Here is a 17,819-nt window from a genome sequence, read left to right on the forward strand (position 1 = left end):
AAATTTTTGGGTTATTTAATAAAGACAAAGATACAATTCGGATGTAAATAAAATTCCATTCCGTCATTGCGAGAAGAACAATTCGACGGCAGTCGAATGTACGACGCGGCAATCTCGAACTTTGTTAGTCTGCATATCAATAGGGCAGATAAGGCCGAAGGGGATTGCCGCGTCGTCCCGATATTCATCGGAACTTCTCGCAATGACGACTTTGGGCTACAGCGTTCCTCTGCGCTCTTGTTCTCTTTCAATGGATTCAAAAAGTGCTTTGAAGTTTCCCGCTCCAAAACCTCTTGCGCCCATTCTTTGGATAATCTCGAAGAACAGCGTTGGTCTATCTTCAACAGGGCGCGTAAATATTTGCAATAAATAACCCTCTTCATCAGCATCAACCATGATTCCTAGTTTTTTCAATTTCTCAAGATCCTCTTTGAGTTTGTGGTCATGCGTAGCCAATCTTTCAGGTACTGCTTGATAATAGGATTCAGGAGGTGTGGTTAAAAACTCAACACCCCTTGCTCGCATATTAGCTACTGTACTTAGGATATCGTCTGTAGCCACTGCAATGTGCTGAACGCCTGGTCCTTCATAGAAGTCAAGGTATTCTTCAATCTGAGATTTTTTCTTTCCTTTTGCGGGCTCGTTAATTGGAAATTTAATTCTTCCATTACCGTTGCTCATCACTTTACTCATTAAAGCGGAGTAATCCGTGTGAATTTGTTTGTCATCGAATGAAAGGAAATTTTCAAACCCCATCACATCCTCATACCATTTCACCCAGGTGTTCATTTCTCCCCAACCTACATTACCTACCATGTGGTCAACGTATTTCAAGCCCAATGATTCTGGGTTGTAATCCGACTCCCATTTTTCGAATCCAGGCATGAATACACCCTTATAGTTTTTACGTTCAACAAAAAGGTGAACAGTTTCTCCATAAGTGTAAATTCCTGATCTCACCACTTCACCATGCTCGTCTTTTTCCACGACTGGCTCTAGGTATGATTTTGCTCCTCTTGAGGTAGTTTCTTCCCATGCTTTTTTAGCATCTTCCACCCAAAGGGCAACTACTTTTACACCATCGCCGTGTTTGACGATATGCTCGTTGATTGGATGCTTGGAGTTGAGCGGGGTGCTAAGTACCAATCTGATCTTATCTTGCTTTAATACATAAGAAACAACATCCCTGCTTCCGGTTTCTAGTCCTCTGTATGCAAAAGACTGAAAGCCAAAGGCTGTTTTATAAAAGTGAGCAGCTTGCTTGGCATTACCCACATACAGCTCGATGTAATCTGTTCCCAACAATGGAAGGAAGTCCTGGGCTCCTTCGAATATTTTCTCTAAACCGTAGTTTACGCTTTCTACTTGCTTTGCCATAATATTATTTTTAGATTACCCTAACAGGAGTTTCAAAGCCTGTTGTGGTATGTTATTCGTTTATTAATCTTGCCTTCGTTGGTGTTGTCACCAACGAACACTTGGTTTAATCCAACCAGCTTTTGTGATAGTCTTTAATTAATATTTTCATTGCTTCTTCAGTCACTTTCAGCGGTTTGAAGGTATCTACCATCACGGCCAATTCTTCCGTTACCGTTTCTCCAATGCTTCTTTCAGTAGCTCCCGGATGTGGTCCATGGGGAATGCCTGCAGGATGGAGTGTAATATTTCCTTTCTCTATATTGTTTCTACTCATGAAATCACCATCCACATAGTAAAGCACTTCGTCTGAATCAATGTTGCTATGATTATATGGAGCCGGAATAGATTCTGGGTGATAATCATATAGTCTGGGTACAAAAGAGCACACTACAAATGCATCCGTTTCAAAGGTCTGATGAACCGGCGGTGGCTGATGCACTCGTCCTGTTATGGGTTCGAAATCGTGGATAGAGAAAGCATATGGGTAATTGTACCCATCCCAGCCAACAACATCAAAAGGATGGCTGGCATAGATGTATTCATGCATCATGTCTTCTTTTTTCACCTTGATGGTGAAGTCTCCCAGCTCATCGAAGGTTTCTAATTCTGACGGTCTCCTGAAATCTCTTTCACAAAATGGAGAATGCTCAAGCAGTTGCCCAAACCAGTTTCTGTATCGTTTGGGCGTATAGATTGGTCTTTTCGATTCTACAATAAAAAGCCGATTATCCTCTGTGTCAAAGTGCATTTGGTAGATCATACCCCGCGGGACGAGTAGATAATCCCCATATCCAAATGTGATATTTCCCAACTGCGTTTTGAGCGTACCTGTTCCTTTGTGAATAAATATCAATTCATCACAATCAGCATTTTTGTAGAAATATTCGGTTTGGCTGTGTTTAGGGGAAGCTAATACGATATGACAATCGGAATTGACAAGTATAGTCTTCCGACTCTCCAAATAATCATTCTCAGAAGGAACCTTAAAGCCTTCCATGGCCAATGAAAGCATATTCTTTTCTTCTGCAATCTTTGGAGCCACGCTATAAGATTTGGCCACTTCTTTGACCATAGTAGGTCGGTGTAGATGATACATCAGGGATGACATGCCATCGAACCCGATCGTTCCAAATAGCTGCTCGTAGTGAATGCTGCCATCTTCTTTTTTGAAGGTAGTATGCCGTTTGTGTGGAATTTTACCTAATTGATGATATTGAGGCATAGTGGTTTAATGTTTAATTCGTTTACGTCTTTGCGAGCGGAGCGAAGCAATCTTATCTTTGGGTAGAAGGAATGGGATCGCTTCATTGCTCTCGCGATGACGATTAAGTCTATATAAATTTACTAAGTATCAAACTAGTTCACTAATTGGCCTAATGAATTCTCAAAGGCAGTATTAGTCAGTAGCGTTCTCTCTTTATTCTGCTTGTGGATCGCTTCTAAGGCTTTTCCGATAATGCTAGACGTGTCACTGAAGATACCATCATCAGTCATATCCACTTCTCCAGACATCAAGTAGGCAAATACTCTGGCCATTCCGCAATTGGCGATAAAATCTGGAATCACAGACACATGTTGATCCGCATGTTCGCTAATTGGACCATAGAAAATGGCTTCATCTGCAAATGGAACGTTGGCCCCACATGAGATCACTTCCAGTCCGGAATTAACCATTCGGTCCAGTTGATCTTGCGTAATCAGTCTTGAGGCTGCAGCTGGAATGAATATTTCCGCCTTTAGATCCCACACTTTAGCATTTATTTCTTCAAACGGAATGACATCAGGGCTGTTCAGTTGATTGCCATTTCTGTTGACAAAAAGAGTTTTTATCTCTTCGAAGGTGAATCCTTCTTCTTTGATTAACCCTCCAGCTCTGTCTATAATTCCTACTACTTTCACGCCCATCTGAGCCAAATAGAAGGCCGCAGCTGCTCCCACATTTCCCCAACCTTGGATGATGGCTTTTTTACTAGCAATATCACCACTCCACAGGTTGTAATAATGTCTTACCGCTTCGGATACACCGTAACCCGTGATCATATCGGCTACCGTATATTTTTTGAAGATGTCTGGTGTATACTTTTCGTCTTCTATGATTTTGATCACGCCTTGACGCAACTGGCCAATGCGATTTACTTTTTGTGCTTCGGTAGGGTGGAAGTGTCCGGTAAATACTCCTTCCTGCGGATGCCAAATGCCATGGTCTTCGGTAATTGGAATCACTTCGTGAATTTCGTCTACGTTCAAATCCCCACCTGTCCCATAGTAATACTTGAGCAATGGCATAACAGCTGCATACCATCTTTGTAGAACGCCTTCCTTACGAGGGTCAGCAGGGTCGAAGTTGATGCCTGACTTTGCTCCTCCAATCGGAGGGCCAGAAATACTAAACTTGATCTCCATGGTTTTGGCGAGAGATTCCACTTCTCTTTTGTTTAAGCCCTTTCGCATCCGGGTGCCACCACCGGCAGCTCCACCTCGAAGAGAGTTGATTACCACCCAGCCTTCTGCCTCTGTTTCTGCGTCTTTCCATTCGAACACGATCTCTGGTTGCTTCGCCTCAAATTTGTTTAGTAGTTCTTTCATCTATAGTTGATATTGAAATATTCTAGTTATTGTTGTTTGTGTAGAATAATGTTCTTTTCGAATTATTTTTATCGTATAAATAAGTAAGTCTTAATTAATTATTAAGAATAAAATATTTTTAAAATCCTTGTGCGAAGATAGATTTTACTTATCTTGGATGTCTGATTATTCTAAATATTTGTAATTAATTAGAATAAATGAATGTTTTCATATGACTTAATGGATTTATATCCTTTTTGTCATCAATGTATGATCTTTCAAAATAATAAAATTCTAAAATGACGCAGTTAGACGCTACTGACATCAAGATTCTAAACGTTCTACAAGAGGAGGGAAGAATCACAAATAAGGCTCTTTCGGAAAAATTGGGACTTTCTACTACTCCAATTTTTGAGCGAATGAAAAGGCTTGAAAAAGACGGAGTAATTGCCAAGTATGTGGCTTTGCTCAATCATAAAAAGATTGATCGAAAGCTAACCGTATTTGTATCTATTTCTTTGAAGAACCATACACGTTCTTATTTAGAAAAGTTTATCGAAGAGATGAATCAATTTAAAGAAGTACAAGAAGTGTATCACATCGCTGGGGATTTCGATTACATGCTTAAAATTGTCACCAAAGACATCGAGACCTTCCAGAAATTCATCCTGGCGAATCTATCGGTGAATTCAAATATTGCGCATGTGAAAAGTCAGTTTGTACTTTCAAGAGATAAATTTACCACCGCCTATAAATTAGATTCCTAATGAAAACCAAAGAGATAAAAGGCCATCTTCATGAAGCCTATGTTCCGGATAGTTACCCTGAAGCAGAAATGATTCAAAGAAGTAAGGATTATTTTGAGTGGATTGATCGGAGAAGAACCGTTCGTGAAATTTCAGATCAACCAGTTCCTCAGGAAATTATTGACAATATTCTTAAAACTGCATCGACAGCACCTTCCGGCGCACACAAGCAGCCATGGACTTTTTGTGTGGTCTCTAACCCTGAAATCAAAAGCAAAATAAGAGAAGCGGCCGAAGAAGAAGAGAGAGAAAGCTATGCGAATCGTATGAGCGATCGTTGGTTGGATGATTTGAAACCGATAGGTACCGATGATGTGAAACCTTTTTTGGAGTCTGCCCCTTATTTAATCATCGTGTTTAAACGCGTGTTTGAAAGGGATGAGGAAGGGAAGAAGCACAATAATTATTACGTCAACGAATCGGTAGGTATAGCTTGTGGTTTCTTAATATCAGCCATTCATAACGCAGGATTGGTAACACTAACCCATACACCTAGTCCCATGAATTTTCTTCAAGAAATATTGGAACGTCCCGATAATGAAAGAGCCTTTTTATTGCTTCCGGTAGGCTATGCAGAAGATGAGGTTTATGTTCCTCAGCTGACTAGGAAGGGACTGGACGAGGTGGCTGTTTATTATTAAATCAGTGAACAAGTAATCGTTGACTGAAGGTAGCAGATCCACTCTGAACAAAAACCAGATAGACGCCAGGGTTCAAATGTTCTAGCAAGGTCAAGGTCAAAGAAGTTTCTTCTTCAATTGATTGAAAAGAAACACTTTTCCCGGTATGGTCATAGATGCTAACCAATGTTGGTTGCTCTGATCTCTGATTGAGTTGGATGTTGAATTGATGGCCGGTCAATGGATTTGGGTAGATGCTGATAGAAGAGTTGAATAGCGCTTGTACACTTACAGGAGTGAAAACTTCTGTCTTTCCATCGAAGTCCGTTTGTCTCAATCGGTAATAAGATTCACCACTCAAAGGGCTAAAATCAGCGTAGGTATAAGTCAATTTTTCAGTTGAATGTCCCGCGCCATCGATTCGTGTAATTTCATAGTATTCAATACCATCAGATGAACGCTCTATGGTAAAATAATCATTGTCAGTTTCAGAAGAGGTAGACCATTGAACTTGTACTTGATCCATTTCAAATTTTGCATCAAAGCTGAGTAATTTGATAGGAAGCGGCGAGTCTGTCGCATTGATGGATCCCAAATGAAAGCTATTAGTCAACTGTGCTAATGTCAGGCCAGTTCTGTCTACACTTGGATTAGAAGTGGAACCTCCAGCTCCACCATCAGTCCCAACTACTCCGCCGCTGGTCATCAGACGTAGGTCTGAGACGGCATCGATGGTACCAAAACCTGTACCTTCTCCACGGAGATTGTAATTATCTCCACCAGCCAATCCACCACCTGTACTGACATTCCAGGAAGCCTGGTGCTGTCTGACAATATCTGTACCATTGTCATCAATTGGGCCAATATCAACCGCTTGATCGCTGGTGGTAACAGATACCGTGATGGTACCTCCTGTAGCTGGAGCTGTAGCCGGTGTCACGTAAAAAGGTCTGGTGTTTTCATTAGCATCTGCCATTGGAAAGAGTCCTGCTACATCACCATTGGCTAGGGTCACCGCATCGTAGTACCGGATAAAACTTCCGTTAAACAAATTTCCTGAGGTATAGCTTAACGAGCCTGGAGTAGCTGCAGCGGTGCCAAGAGTTAGTGAAAATGTTCCCAGATCTACATTTCCCGAGGTCATGTCCAAAGTATTATCTATTTGAATAGCTCCAGTTATAGTTTTAGTACCAGATCCTGATATGGTTAAGTTATTATAGCTACCATCTGAAGGTGCAAAAACAACCTGATCTCCAGCTAAGTTATAGATGAATGAATTATTCGTAGCACTGCAATTAATTGTGGCAATGTTTGCATGTGACGTAGCAGTGGTGGTCCAAACTCCACCTGTCAGATTGCTAAAAGTTTCTGTGCCGCCAACATTTAGAAAATCTCCTGTATGCGTGAATGCACCTGAGTTATTGACGCTGAAATCAGCATTACTCATATTGAAGTTTCCAGTTAGACTGAGGGTATTAGTATTAGTTAATGTATTTCCGTCATCAGTATCATTGTTAGAAACAATCTGGCTGGTGATCGTAAGAGTACCATTATTGGTTAGTACACCATTAGTTCCATAAAGTCGAAGTTCTGTACATTGAATGTTGCCGTTATTTACAAATAAATTAGCATCGCTGTTAAGCCTGAGTCTTACCATGCTGATAGCTGTACTTATGTTGTTGGTGACAGTACCTGTACCGGTAATTCTTAATTCACCATTGCCTGCATTCATGCCAAGCGTACCTGAACCAGAAAGGGTTATATCATTTCCGGAATTTGTTTGTATTCTTCTTATATCACTTGCGGATCCATTCAGGATAAAATTTCCTCTAACGGTGATATCTGCATTATTTTGGCCATTGCCATCAATGGCACCATTAGCCTGAAGGTCAAGAGTAGATCCTCCACGAGTTCTTAAGCGAAGACCTGCAGCTGTATATTGCAATACGCTATTGCCATAAATGGTTAGATTATCGCTATCAGAGTCTACATCGAGATTAACAATAATCGCACCGCTTTCACCAATATGAACATCTGTAGTATTACCCGGCGTATTGGTTGTAGCTGACCCACCCGGCGTATCAGACCATGTATTTGGATCACTCCAGTTCCCGCCATTCACTATCGCATAGCAAGGGTCGCAGGTTTGACCAATGCATAAATTTGTTAAAGAGAAGCTGATACCAATTAGTATGGTCAAAATTCTTACCAAAAAAGATTTATGCATGTTTACAATCAACAAAACTGAGCAGCGTTTATTCAATTTCCTTTTCAAAATATTACTTGCCAAAGGTAGTTGTCAATGATAACAATAATATTGACAAAATGAATCCATTAGTCGATCAAGGAGATGATTTACTCGATTATTTTGTCAGATGAAATGAATTATACGACTTTGTGATTGGCATCAAAAGCCTCTTTTGCTCTTTGGTATCCTAAATCAATCATGTGTGAAGCACGATCAAAGTCCAATGTTCCGCAAGCGTTTCGTGCAATTTTGATTTCTACGTCGGGAGGGTAGGTAGCGATTTTCATTCTGGCGATGGAGCTTTGCATCGTGTCAAATGCTCTGTCTGCTACTTCATACATACTCCAGTCTTTTTCTTTCGTTTCATCTGAGTCGCTGTATTTATCAATGAAGTCTTTGATGTTTTGTTGAAATTTTCCCCAGCCGTTTTTTTCTTCGTCCTTTGAGTCTGATTTGGTCTCATTTTTTTTCAACAATGGTCCACCCAGATTGACAGCGATAGTCAGATCTGTTTGGTCATTGAAAGTAGGAGCTATGGGAACTGGATTAAGTACACCACCATCTATGAGCAGCTTGCCTTTACTTTTTACAGGTGTGAAAAACAAGGGCAGCGAAATAGAAGCACGAATAGCATCAAAAACTGAACCTTTGTTGATCCACACTTCTTTTTGAGTGATCATATCGGCAGCCACAGCTGTAAAAGGAATATCCAAATTTTGAATCTGTGTGTCACCAATCAAATCTTTGAGTGTATCGATGACCTTATCTCCTTTGAAAATGCCACCACTTCCCCAAGAAATATCGAGTAGGTTGGCCATGTCCATTTTAGTGATAGAGCACATCCATTCTTCCAAATCGGGAAGTTTTCCTGCGGCATATACCCCGCCGACCATCGCGCCTATAGAGCATCCAGCTATGGATTGGACATCGTAATTGTTTTCTTCTAGCCATTTGATTACGCCGATATGCGCCAAGCCTCTGGCGCCACCACTGCCTAATACTAGAGAAACTGATTTTTTTTCCTTGGTCGATTTTTTGTTCATGTGTTTTTCTTCTAGTTACAAGATAATAAAGCATCGATTAAACCAATGGATTTAATGCCCAATTGAAATGTTCTTGTACGAGTCTGTCTTTGTTTTCTTCCATAAATTTGACCAGGGCCATTTGTGCTGGGGTCAATGATTTTCCAGAAATGTATACCATATTCCATTGAGTAATAATCGGCAATCCCTTCAATGGATAGATTTTAACCTTTTCATTTTTTAATGCTGTTCGCAATCCAATGAGTGGCACAATAGAAAATCCAATACCCGCATTTATGGTTTGTTTGATCGCTTCATTTGAAACCAGTGACATGGAAGAACTGACATTGATTTTGTGGTGATTGAGGTATTGTTGCATGGCATTTCTTGTCGCAGATCCCTTTTCTCGGAAAAGTAGAGTTACCTTCTCCAGGTCTTTTGGTGCTTTCATCTTTCCTGTAAAATCTTCGTTTCCGAGCAAATAGAGCCTATTCTCCATCAATTCAACGGTGTTCAGTTTTATGTCTTCTGGTAGAACCGAAACAAGCGAAAAGTCCGTTTCATTCTTTACCAGTCCTTCCACCACCTTGTTTTTGTTGGATACATCAATGGAAATATTGACCCCAGGGTGCATGTCCATGAACGGTTTTAAGAAATAGGGTATGATATACTTGGCGGTGGAGACTACCGATATTTTTATACTACCAGATAACAATCCCTTGTACTGGTCTACAGTATGCTTAATCCCATCTGCTTCATCGAGAATTTTACGACATCTAATGGCTATGTCTTTCCCAAAATCAGTTATGTAAAGTTGTCTTCCTACCACCTCTGTAAGCGGAATGTCAAACTGATCTTGAAGTTTTTTTAGCTGAATAGAGATGGCTGGTTGGGTTAGATGAAGTTCTTCTGCCGCTTTCGTAATGCTCTGAAAATCAGTGACTGTAAGAAATATTTTCAGTTGGTGTAAAGTGTAATGCATTAATAATAGTTTATGTTAATCATAATATATTTAAATAAAAATTAATGAATATAAAAATGTACGTTTGCTTCGAATTAAACAAATAAACGATGACTTTATTAACAAAAACTTACAACCAAAATCAAGGAGGATCAGCCCATGAGGTGAGTTCGACTTCGAAGAAAAACGGTCATGCTCAATTGAGTATACAGATCAAATCGACACATGCACAAGAGAGTGCCATGCCTGAGGAACTGAAAAGACAAGTGCAAAAGAATGCACCCTCTCTGTATGAATTATTTGATGATACGCTGAGAAGAAAAGGGGAGGCTCAATCTGTGACTAGTCGCTTTGTAGATGAGGACATATTGGAAGTAGAAGGGCTTTCCAATTTGACTTTGCATAGCTATGTCCTTGAAGCAGAAAAGCTTGGCAAAAAAGTAGAGTATATCAAAACACTTACGGTAAAGATATCTGACTAATAGAGATGGCGATTGAAACACTCATTGAGAACCTGACCAACCCGGCGTTGCTGTTCTTCTTGCTAGGAATTATTGCTGTTCAGATCAAGAGCGATCTGCAGATTCCAGAAAACAGTTCGAAGTTTATTTCGATCTATCTTTTGCTTTCTATCGGTTTCAAGGGAGGACAGGAGCTGTCTCATAGCGGCATGAGTATGGAGCTTGTTTATAGTATGGGGTTGGGGCTTTTTTTGGCCTCACTTATACCTATCACTTCTTTTTTTCTACTAAAAAGAAAATTTAGTATAGAAAATGCCGGAGCGATCGCTGCCTCTTATGGTTCAGTTAGTGCAGTCACCTTTGTGACTTCCACAACTTTTCTGGACTTCGAAGGGATCAATTTTAATGGACACATGATTGCAGTAATGGCACTTATGGAAGCTCCTGCGATAATCGTAGGTGTCTTACTTATCAATTATTTTAAACGAGGTGAAAAGAAGAAGAGTACTTCGAACTTTTCTGATATCGTTTGGCATTCCGTGACCAACGGATCTGTGTTGTTGATATTAGGAAGTTTGCTCATCGGTTTTATGGCAACACCCGCACAGGCAGAAGGTATTAAGCCATTTACTACGGACATTTTCAAGGGGTTTTTAGCTGTCTTTTTACTCGATATGGGATTGACCAGTGGGAAGCAGTTGTCTTCCATGTTGAACAAGGGCATGTATCCATTTCTTTTTTCGAGTGTCATGCCATTTATCAACGGCCTTCTGGCCTTATTGATCAGTATGCAAATTACAGATGCAGCGGGAAATCAATTGCTCTTCGCCATACTAGGCGCAAGTGCCTCATACATAGCAGTTCCGGCTGCCATGAGTCAGGCTGTACCAGAGGCAAACGCAGGGTTGTATTTGCCCATGGCCTTAGGTATCACTTTTCCTTTGAATGTGATCATTGGGATACCATTTTATTATTCAATCATATTAATGACATCTTAATTCTATCAAAATGAATAAAATAAGAACACTACTTATCGGAGTAATCATAGGTGGGGCTATAGGGGCCAAGATTGGAACCTTACTGCCAATGATCATACAAATAGAAAACAGCCACTGGGAACTCATCGAAGGCGGACTATTCGTTGGAGGAATTATCGGACTGACAATGGCTTCGGTTATTGCAGTCAATGAAACAGAACAGTCATAATATTTAGTAGAGTAGTTTAATTTTCATATTATCTGAGTTCAGTTCATAAGGGTACTGACCATATTGGTCAGTGCCTTTTTTGTGATCTTTTAGTGAAAATTCTTATCAGGCCCGTATTAGGAAAGATTATTGATGGTCAAACTCCTTTCTTTTCAAGTTGTTGTTGAACTTGATATTCGACCAATTCACCAATATCCATGGTACATCTGTGACCTCAGTGTAACAAGCATATTTTTGCTTATGCATTTTGATTCTGGTAAAGGGGTTTCTAATTAGGAATTTGGTGTTTTTCTCCCTTGAATAACAACCAAATAGCAAGAGACATTTCCCCAACAATACTAGGAATGGCAACGAGAGCAAGAAATATATCTGCATAATCGTCGTAATTCGCAAGAAGGAAATGTGCACTGGTGTCGACCATATACATCAGGCCAGCTAGTGCAAGAAAGATGGCAATCCATTTTGGTCTTTGTAGGATCACACTAAGGAGTAGGAGATGGATGCCAAAAAAGAATAGACCAATGAGCCAAATGGTGTTGAAGATATCTATTTGCCCCAGAATGGCTTCACTAGACGTCATACCCAGGGTCAGAGGGAGCGCAAATATGGCTACACCCATAATCGCTGCATGCATCATCCTGAAGTAAGTACTTAGCTTGGTTAAAGGATGATCCTTGAATAATTCGCTCAATGTCCAGGCCACAACCACATCGAATACTACAGTGATCATAAAGGCCATTATCCCGAACCTGACCGTTTGATGATCTTGCTGTATCGTGCCTATTGGGTCTTGCAAAATCGCTTCGAGTACAAAAAAGTTAGCGAAGATCGCTGCAAAGAAAATGATCAGGTAACTAGCACCGGTAAGTTTGGAAAGGGTTCTTGGCGTCATGGATTGAATTTGATATTAAAACACATATGTCATAGGACTTACTGTGAGCTATGATTTTTAGAGAATACCATGGCAATGATTAAACCAATCATGGCGATGATTCCCAAATATTGACCTGTGTTTTGAGACCAACTAAGATCATTATAGTTCAATACAGTTATATGACCAATTAGTACACATGCAGCTCCGATGCCAAGGGTAACTCTGAATTTTTTCATAAGGAAGGTTTTGTTTGGATCAAATATATGAATTAACTCGATTACTCGAAGTAATCGAGTTAATCGAACAGTTATTCCTTGTCGAAGGATGTTCGAGTTAGACCATTATTAAACTTAATATCGGTCCAATTCACATTAATCCATGGCGCATCTGTGACCTCAGCCTCCCAGGTAGATTTTTTGTATCGGCGTTTGCTGGGGATGAGTAGTCCATCAATTTCCTCGTATTCTACTTGCATTAGCAAAGGCGTTTCTATCATATTGAAATCTACGACGGTGAACAGAAACTGATCTACCATAGAGGTGGTCTGATTGATGTACACCTGATAAATGTCGGTAGGCTTCCCATCTTCGGAGTTGAAAGTGATTTTCACGATGTTGTACTTTTTGTTTTCTATGGTTGTTTCGCCCAAGTGCTCATAGTTCAATCCCGGATCGAGCAGTTTTTGAAACATAGCGAACCAGTAGAAATTAGTCTTTCTGTTGAACTGAGTCCGTTTTAGGTACTCTTCATTAGCCAAATAGGTCCCGTCGTGTTGAAACCAAAACTCCTTGCCGTTGTACCCTTGAGTGAAGGTGCCTTCGAGGTCTGGTAGTGTTCTTTCGTGCTGGGTGTATTGCCCGATGGACAATTCGCCATCGAAAATGTATTTTTCTGTAGAGACATCGGTTTTGCCATCGGGTGTTTGATAGGTGTAGGTGTATACTACATCTTTTCTATCCAACAGATCTTGATAGCTACCCACCTTCTGTACCAGACCGTGGATCAGTTCATGTCCTTTGTTTTGAAATTGAACTGTTGGTGTTTCCTGTTTTTCGGAGGGTTTACTTTGGTTACAGGCGGATATTAATACAGGGATAAGGAATAAATAAAGCGCGTTTTTCATTGTGTTTTTATGTGATTAGTCAATCTGACTTTTAATTTTTCGTTTAAATTTTTGATGTAATCTTTTCTTTCAATCAGATTAATTAGTTCCGTTTCAATTGTTTTTGTTTCTCTCAGTTTGGGAAAAGACAACTTACCTTTTGCGATTGAATTAGTAATAAGAATATTGAAGTAATTATAGGTCAAAATCAATCTTTGAAGAAGATCAGTTTTGACTATTCTAAATCCCAATCGCTCGGCAGTTCTTGCGTTGAGAATATAACTTGTACCTCGAATTATTGTAGTTTGTTTATCGTCATTTTCTTCCATCAAGTTTAGCAGACCCTCGAGATATTGTTGAATGATAAAATTCATTCTTTGTATGCCCTTCAGTTTTTCATCAAACACAAATACATAATCAAACAAAGTACCTCCATGTATTTCGATCACTCCAGCTTTTGGCTTTTCAGCATAGAAAAGCAAGGAATGATAGTTTAGCTTTCCCTCTTTCTTGAGCGATGGAACATCAAAGAAAGGAGCTATAATGGACATGATCACGGAAAATGTGAATATCCCTATCAGATAAATTTGAGTCTGCCAAGAGATGAAAATGAAAAATAGAAATACTAGCAGAGCTCCAGTGCCTATTAATACCTGTATGAGAAGCTGTTGCTGTGGAGTCTTGGTGTAAAATTTATGCTGCACTTGTTACTGAAATTTTATAGAGCGTTCTTAGGTCCAAAGGTTCAATTATACATTTTTTAGGTACTATTGGTTTTCAATTCCTTACAATTCAAAAACACTTCATGTTTTTTACGATATGGTATTCTTTGATAATTAATCAAAAATCAAAGGTTTGAATTAATGTAAACCATGTACAAAGTCATAGGGGAAAGTGGGTTGATCTTTGGCCTCAAATGATTGGACGATAGCTTAACTAAATGTGTTGTAGATAAGTTCCTGAATTTGGGGAGTTGTGGACCTGGCTCATATTACAATATCTATTCAGTGCGATTTTTTACTTGGCATCTCGAATATTGACTATCATAGCGATCATTATGCAGGTCATAGAAATAATACCCAAATAGGCTCCGGTATTTCTGGACCAACTCAAATCGTTATAGTTTATGACATACAAGTGTCCGAGTATGATGGCAAAGGCACAAGCAGCCATGAAATATCTAAATTTATTCATATTGGTTTTGGTTGGTGTCAAATTTAATTAAATAAAGCTTTTAGAGTCGATGTGTACTTTCAATGTGCTAGCCACTACTCGTCATTCCCTTTGCTTGTCAAGGGAATCTGTTTGGGTTGAGAGCTATCGCTGACAGATTCCCCGAATTGACTTTTCGATTCATTCAAGTTGATGTCATGGCTGCCTGTCAATCGGAGGATGACGCCGGAGAGAGTGAGTTTATGGCTAATCTTCTTACGTGCTTTGAGTGAAATTTTAAGGAGCAATTAATGTAGATGGGGCACGCATTACAAATGCGCGCCAGTCAGAGATTCTGGAGATTCCGCAAGGGCATTCCTTTCTACACGATATTATAGAGACGCCTTCTTTTTAATGGCCAATTTGAGAGAACTGATAATAAGTTCTTTAGTAGCAATTTCATTTTCTAGGTTCGTTCTGTCTCGTTGCTCATCGTGAATGCAACTTTTGTAGCTTTTTTCTGCAACTAAAGCCAGGGTGCGTTCTCTTGAATTCCAATTAACCAGATACATTATGATCAGGATAAATATTGCATGTAGAATTTTTCTTCTATTCATTTTCAAAGTTGAATTCGTTGGACAATACCAATATAGAATCTTCTAGTTGATAAACCCTCTTAAAAAGGTTTTGAAGTTCAGACGAGTTCATACAATCTTCTCTTTTTGAATTATACATGAAAGTTTCTGTTCTCCTAATACTTATCAATGTCAATAATGTCAAAATTATAAACACATAAACAAACCAAATAATATTCTTCTTCATCAGCTAAATAGATTCTCGATAATGTAGTAGTATGTAACATCCAAATCTAATTAATAATCTACTACTTCTTTCGGTTATTCCATTTCATATCCTTCCACTTTTTTTGCTGCTCTTTCGATAGGAAAGTCCATGTAACGATGCGGCTGGATTTGTTGCCCTGGCCCATAGGAATGGTGTGCACGATGGTGGCTTTGGCTTTGTCGAGCGCTTCGTAGATGCTGTTGAGGTTAGACTGTTTGGACACCAGTGAGGAGTACCAGAAGCACGACTCGGGGAAGTTGCTGCTCTGACGTATGAGTTCACGCACGAATTTTCGTTCGCCGCCCTCGCACCAGAGTTCGTTGCTTTGTCCGCCGAAGTTGAGTGTGGCTTCTTTTACTTTTTCTTTGGTGAGGTTGTTCACCTTTCGGAGCGATCCTTTTTGCGCTTCTTCTGCTGAGGCGTGGAAAGGCGGATTGCAAACCGCCAAGTCAATACGTTCTTCTTTGGTCAGTATGCCGTAGATGATGTCTTTGGGATCGGCTTGGTGCCTAAATTCAATCTGGCCTTTGAGCTGGGCGTTTTGATCGGCAATACTTTGAGACGAGGCCAAAGATTTTTCATCGATATCCGAAGCGATAAACGACCAGCCATATTCTTTCTGACCAATGATGGGGTAGATGCAGCTCGCACCGACACCGATATCCAGGCAGGTGATCTTTTCTCCGGTTGGGATCTTGCCATAGTTGTGGCTACAAAGCCAGTCGGCCATGTGGTGGATGTAGTCGGCACGACCGGGAATAGGCGGGCAGAGGTAGCCTTCGGGTATGTCCCAGCCTTCGATGTCGTATTGTAGTTTGAGTAACGCTTTGTTTAGTGCCTTCACACTTTCTGGATTGGCAAAGTCGATCGAGTCGTCGCCATGGAGGTTGGGGCGGACGTGATCGGCAAGTGCTGGTAAAGCTTCAATTAACGCTTTGAAGTCATAGCGGCCTGTGTGTTTGTTGCGTGGGTGTATTTTGGCAACGGACTTTTTTTGTTTCTTTTTGTTTGGCATTTGTGGAATGCTTTCTGATTAGAAGGATACAATTTAACTTTTTTACGTCATTGCGAGTGGAGCAATTCGACGAGAGTCGAATGCTTGCCGTGGCAATCTCATGCTTTTTAGTCTGCGTATCACTAGATGCAGTGGAAGGCCGCGGGGGATTGCCACGTCGTCCCGATATCTATCGGAACTTCTCGCAATGACAAGGTTTACCCCTGCTGCTCTCTCAAGTAAGTCGCCAATAGCTTTTCCAGTAATTCTTCTTTCGATAAATGTTTAAGCTGGTTCTTGAATTCGGTTTTGGTTGCCTCATCCAATTTGTTCCCTACGGGTTTTGACTTAGCAATTTTCTGTGCCCAGACCATGGCTTTGCCTACCAGTTGGTCTTTAACACTCGGGACTGGCAGGTTTTTGAATTTGATGTCCAGCGCTTTCTTGATTTCGTTCCACTTTTCTTTTTCTTCTGCGAAAATGAACGTGATGCTAATGCCTGTTTTGCCAGCGCGAGAAGTTCGGCCACTTCTGTGCATGTAAGACTCTTTGGTGTCTGGCATGTGGTATTGCAGTACCACGCCCACATTGTCGATATCCACGCCTCGGGAAGCTACGTCAGTAGCGATCAGGGTGCTGATGCTTCCTGCTTTGAACTGCTCCATCACTTTATTGCGGAGGCCCTGAGGCAAGTCGCCGTGTATAGCACCACAACTAAATTTGTTGGCGGATAGCTGCTTGTAGAGTTTTTGAACGCCAGATTTGGTTCTGCAAAAAATGATGCATTTTTCGTTCGAGTATTGCTGAAGAAACTGGAGCAGCACGTCTAGTTTTTGCTCAGCAGCTAGTTCGATCAGCTGATGCTGGATGCCTGCATTGGGTGTTTCCGCTTTTCCAACTAATACTTTTACCAAGTCTTTGTTGAGATACTTTTTGATCAAATGATTAACCTCGTCCGGCATGGTAGCAGAAAATAACCAGGTAGAATAGGTGCGGTTGGATGTAGCTAAAATTTTGTCAATGTCTGTTTGAAATCCTTTGAATAGCATTTCATCGGCTTCGTCAAAAACCACATATTTCAAAGTCTCCAAATGCACCACGTTTCTGCCAACTAGATCCATCAGTCTGCCGGGCGTGGCTACCACGATATGCGTGCCATTGCTTAGGTCGTGGATTTGTGTTTTTAGAGATACGCCGCCGTAGATGGACTCTGTCTTGAGGTTGGGAATGTATTTGGATAGAAAAGAGAGTTCTTTGCCCACTTGCTCACACAATTCCCTGGTTGGGACTAGTACTACCGCTTGTACTTTTCCAATCTTCGGGTCGATCCTCGAAAGGAGAGGGGCTCCGTAGGCGTAAGTTTTGCCTGTACCTGTCGCTGATCGGCCTATGAAATCTCCTTCGTGATTCATCAAGACCGGAATAGTCTTTGCCTGAATTTCGCTAGGGATGTCAATGCCTTTTTCTGCCAGGGCTTTTTTGATGTTGAGGTGCAGATTGCTCGAGGAGAAATTTTTCATGAAAGTATCTATGCGTGTGGTGCAAA

The 17,819-nt window shown here is 40.6% G+C and carries 19 protein-coding genes; 5 read left to right on the forward strand and 14 right to left on the reverse strand.

All coding sequences use genetic code 11. From position 1 onward, the window contains the following. Positions 1-216: 216 nt before the first annotated feature. From hppD to R8N23_RS08730, 3 genes are all read right to left on the reverse strand, one after another. The gene (hppD, locus tag R8N23_RS08720; protein ID WP_318171200.1) at positions 217-1,377 is read right to left on the reverse strand and encodes a 4-hydroxyphenylpyruvate dioxygenase; all 1,161 of its coding nucleotides are present in this window, start codon (positions 1,375-1,377) and stop codon (positions 217-219) included. A 106-nt stretch (positions 1,378-1,483) separates the two neighbouring features. Next, a complete protein-coding gene (locus R8N23_RS08725; protein ID WP_318171201.1) occupies positions 1,484-2,641 on the reverse strand; it encodes a homogentisate 1,2-dioxygenase in 1,158 nt (385 codons plus the stop codon). 134 nt (positions 2,642-2,775) lie between these two features. Continuing rightward, entirely contained in the window at positions 2,776-4,005 is a 1,230-nt protein-coding gene (locus R8N23_RS08730) for a Glu/Leu/Phe/Val dehydrogenase dimerization domain-containing protein (RefSeq protein ID WP_318171202.1), read from the reverse strand. Between the two features lie 278 nt (positions 4,006-4,283). Here R8N23_RS08730 and R8N23_RS08735 point away from each other — a divergent pair, with 278 nt between their 5' ends. Next, positions 4,284-4,751, forward strand: coding sequence for an Lrp/AsnC family transcriptional regulator (locus tag R8N23_RS08735; RefSeq protein ID WP_318171203.1), 468 nt, complete (start codon positions 4,284-4,286; stop codon positions 4,749-4,751). After that, a complete protein-coding gene (locus R8N23_RS08740) occupies positions 4,751-5,431 on the forward strand; it encodes a nitroreductase family protein (RefSeq protein ID WP_318171204.1) in 681 nt (226 codons plus the stop codon). The genes R8N23_RS08735 and R8N23_RS08740 overlap by 1 nt, the downstream gene beginning before the upstream one ends. A gap of 1 nt (position 5,432) precedes the next feature. Here R8N23_RS08740 and R8N23_RS08745 read toward each other — a convergent pair whose 3' ends face one another. The 3 genes from R8N23_RS08745 to R8N23_RS08755 form a co-directional block, all read right to left on the reverse strand. Then, the gene (locus tag R8N23_RS08745) at positions 5,433-7,637 is read right to left on the reverse strand and encodes a T9SS type A sorting domain-containing protein (RefSeq protein WP_318171205.1); all 2,205 of its coding nucleotides are present in this window, start codon (positions 7,635-7,637) and stop codon (positions 5,433-5,435) included. Positions 7,638-7,795: 158 nt separating this feature from the next. Continuing rightward, positions 7,796-8,701: a patatin-like phospholipase family protein gene (locus tag R8N23_RS08750; protein ID WP_318171206.1), complete on the reverse strand. Its 906-nt coding sequence runs from the start codon at positions 8,699-8,701 to the stop codon at positions 7,796-7,798. Positions 8,702-8,738: 37 nt separating this feature from the next. After that, positions 8,739-9,662, reverse strand: coding sequence for a LysR family transcriptional regulator (locus R8N23_RS08755; RefSeq protein ID WP_318171207.1), 924 nt, complete (start codon positions 9,660-9,662; stop codon positions 8,739-8,741). An 89-nt stretch (positions 9,663-9,751) separates the two neighbouring features. Here R8N23_RS08755 and R8N23_RS08760 point away from each other — a divergent pair, with 89 nt between their 5' ends. From R8N23_RS08760 to R8N23_RS08770, 3 genes are read left to right on the forward strand one after another with little or no spacing between them, the layout of a single operon-like run. Further along, positions 9,752-10,123, forward strand: a complete 372-nt coding sequence (locus tag R8N23_RS08760) for a hypothetical protein (protein WP_318171208.1) — start codon at positions 9,752-9,754, stop codon at positions 10,121-10,123. A 5-nt stretch (positions 10,124-10,128) separates the two neighbouring features. Then, complete coding sequence (locus R8N23_RS08765) at positions 10,129-11,100, forward strand: sodium-dependent bicarbonate transport family permease (protein ID WP_318171209.1); 972 nt, start codon at positions 10,129-10,131, stop codon at positions 11,098-11,100. Positions 11,101-11,110: 10 nt separating this feature from the next. Then, complete coding sequence (locus R8N23_RS08770; protein WP_318171210.1) at positions 11,111-11,308, forward strand: hypothetical protein; 198 nt, start codon at positions 11,111-11,113, stop codon at positions 11,306-11,308. A gap of 268 nt (positions 11,309-11,576) precedes the next feature. Here R8N23_RS08770 and R8N23_RS08775 read toward each other — a convergent pair whose 3' ends face one another. From R8N23_RS08775 to R8N23_RS08810, 8 genes are all read right to left on the reverse strand, one after another. Then, positions 11,577-12,200: a DUF4386 domain-containing protein gene (locus R8N23_RS08775; RefSeq protein ID WP_318171211.1), complete on the reverse strand. Its 624-nt coding sequence runs from the start codon at positions 12,198-12,200 to the stop codon at positions 11,577-11,579. Between the two features lie 38 nt (positions 12,201-12,238). Next, positions 12,239-12,418, reverse strand: a complete 180-nt coding sequence (locus R8N23_RS08780; RefSeq protein ID WP_318171212.1) for a hypothetical protein — start codon at positions 12,416-12,418, stop codon at positions 12,239-12,241. A gap of 71 nt (positions 12,419-12,489) precedes the next feature. Next, positions 12,490-13,305, reverse strand: coding sequence for a DUF6503 family protein (locus R8N23_RS08785; RefSeq protein WP_318171213.1), 816 nt, complete (start codon positions 13,303-13,305; stop codon positions 12,490-12,492). Next, a complete protein-coding gene (locus R8N23_RS08790; RefSeq protein ID WP_318171214.1) occupies positions 13,302-13,835 on the reverse strand; it encodes a hypothetical protein in 534 nt (177 codons plus the stop codon). Before R8N23_RS08790 ends, R8N23_RS08785 begins: the two co-directional genes overlap by 4 nt. Positions 13,836-14,301: 466 nt before the next feature. Beyond that, entirely contained in the window at positions 14,302-14,478 is a 177-nt protein-coding gene (locus R8N23_RS08795) for a hypothetical protein (RefSeq protein WP_318171215.1), read from the reverse strand. Positions 14,479-14,828: 350 nt separating this feature from the next. Next, positions 14,829-15,053, reverse strand: a complete 225-nt coding sequence (locus R8N23_RS08800) for a hypothetical protein (protein WP_318171216.1) — start codon at positions 15,051-15,053, stop codon at positions 14,829-14,831. Positions 15,054-15,319: 266 nt separating this feature from the next. Beyond that, positions 15,320-16,294 (reverse strand): 23S rRNA (adenine(1618)-N(6))-methyltransferase RlmF, encoded by a 975-nt coding sequence (gene rlmF / locus R8N23_RS08805; RefSeq protein ID WP_318171217.1) that lies wholly within the window; start codon positions 16,292-16,294, stop codon positions 15,320-15,322. A gap of 197 nt (positions 16,295-16,491) precedes the next feature. Further along, complete coding sequence (locus tag R8N23_RS08810) at positions 16,492-17,793, reverse strand: DEAD/DEAH box helicase (RefSeq protein WP_318171218.1); 1,302 nt, start codon at positions 17,791-17,793, stop codon at positions 16,492-16,494. Between the last annotated feature and the right edge of the window lie 26 nt (positions 17,794-17,819).

The organism is Reichenbachiella sp. (assembly GCF_033344935.1).
Taxonomy (GTDB): Bacteria; Bacteroidota; Bacteroidia; order Cytophagales; family Cyclobacteriaceae; genus Reichenbachiella.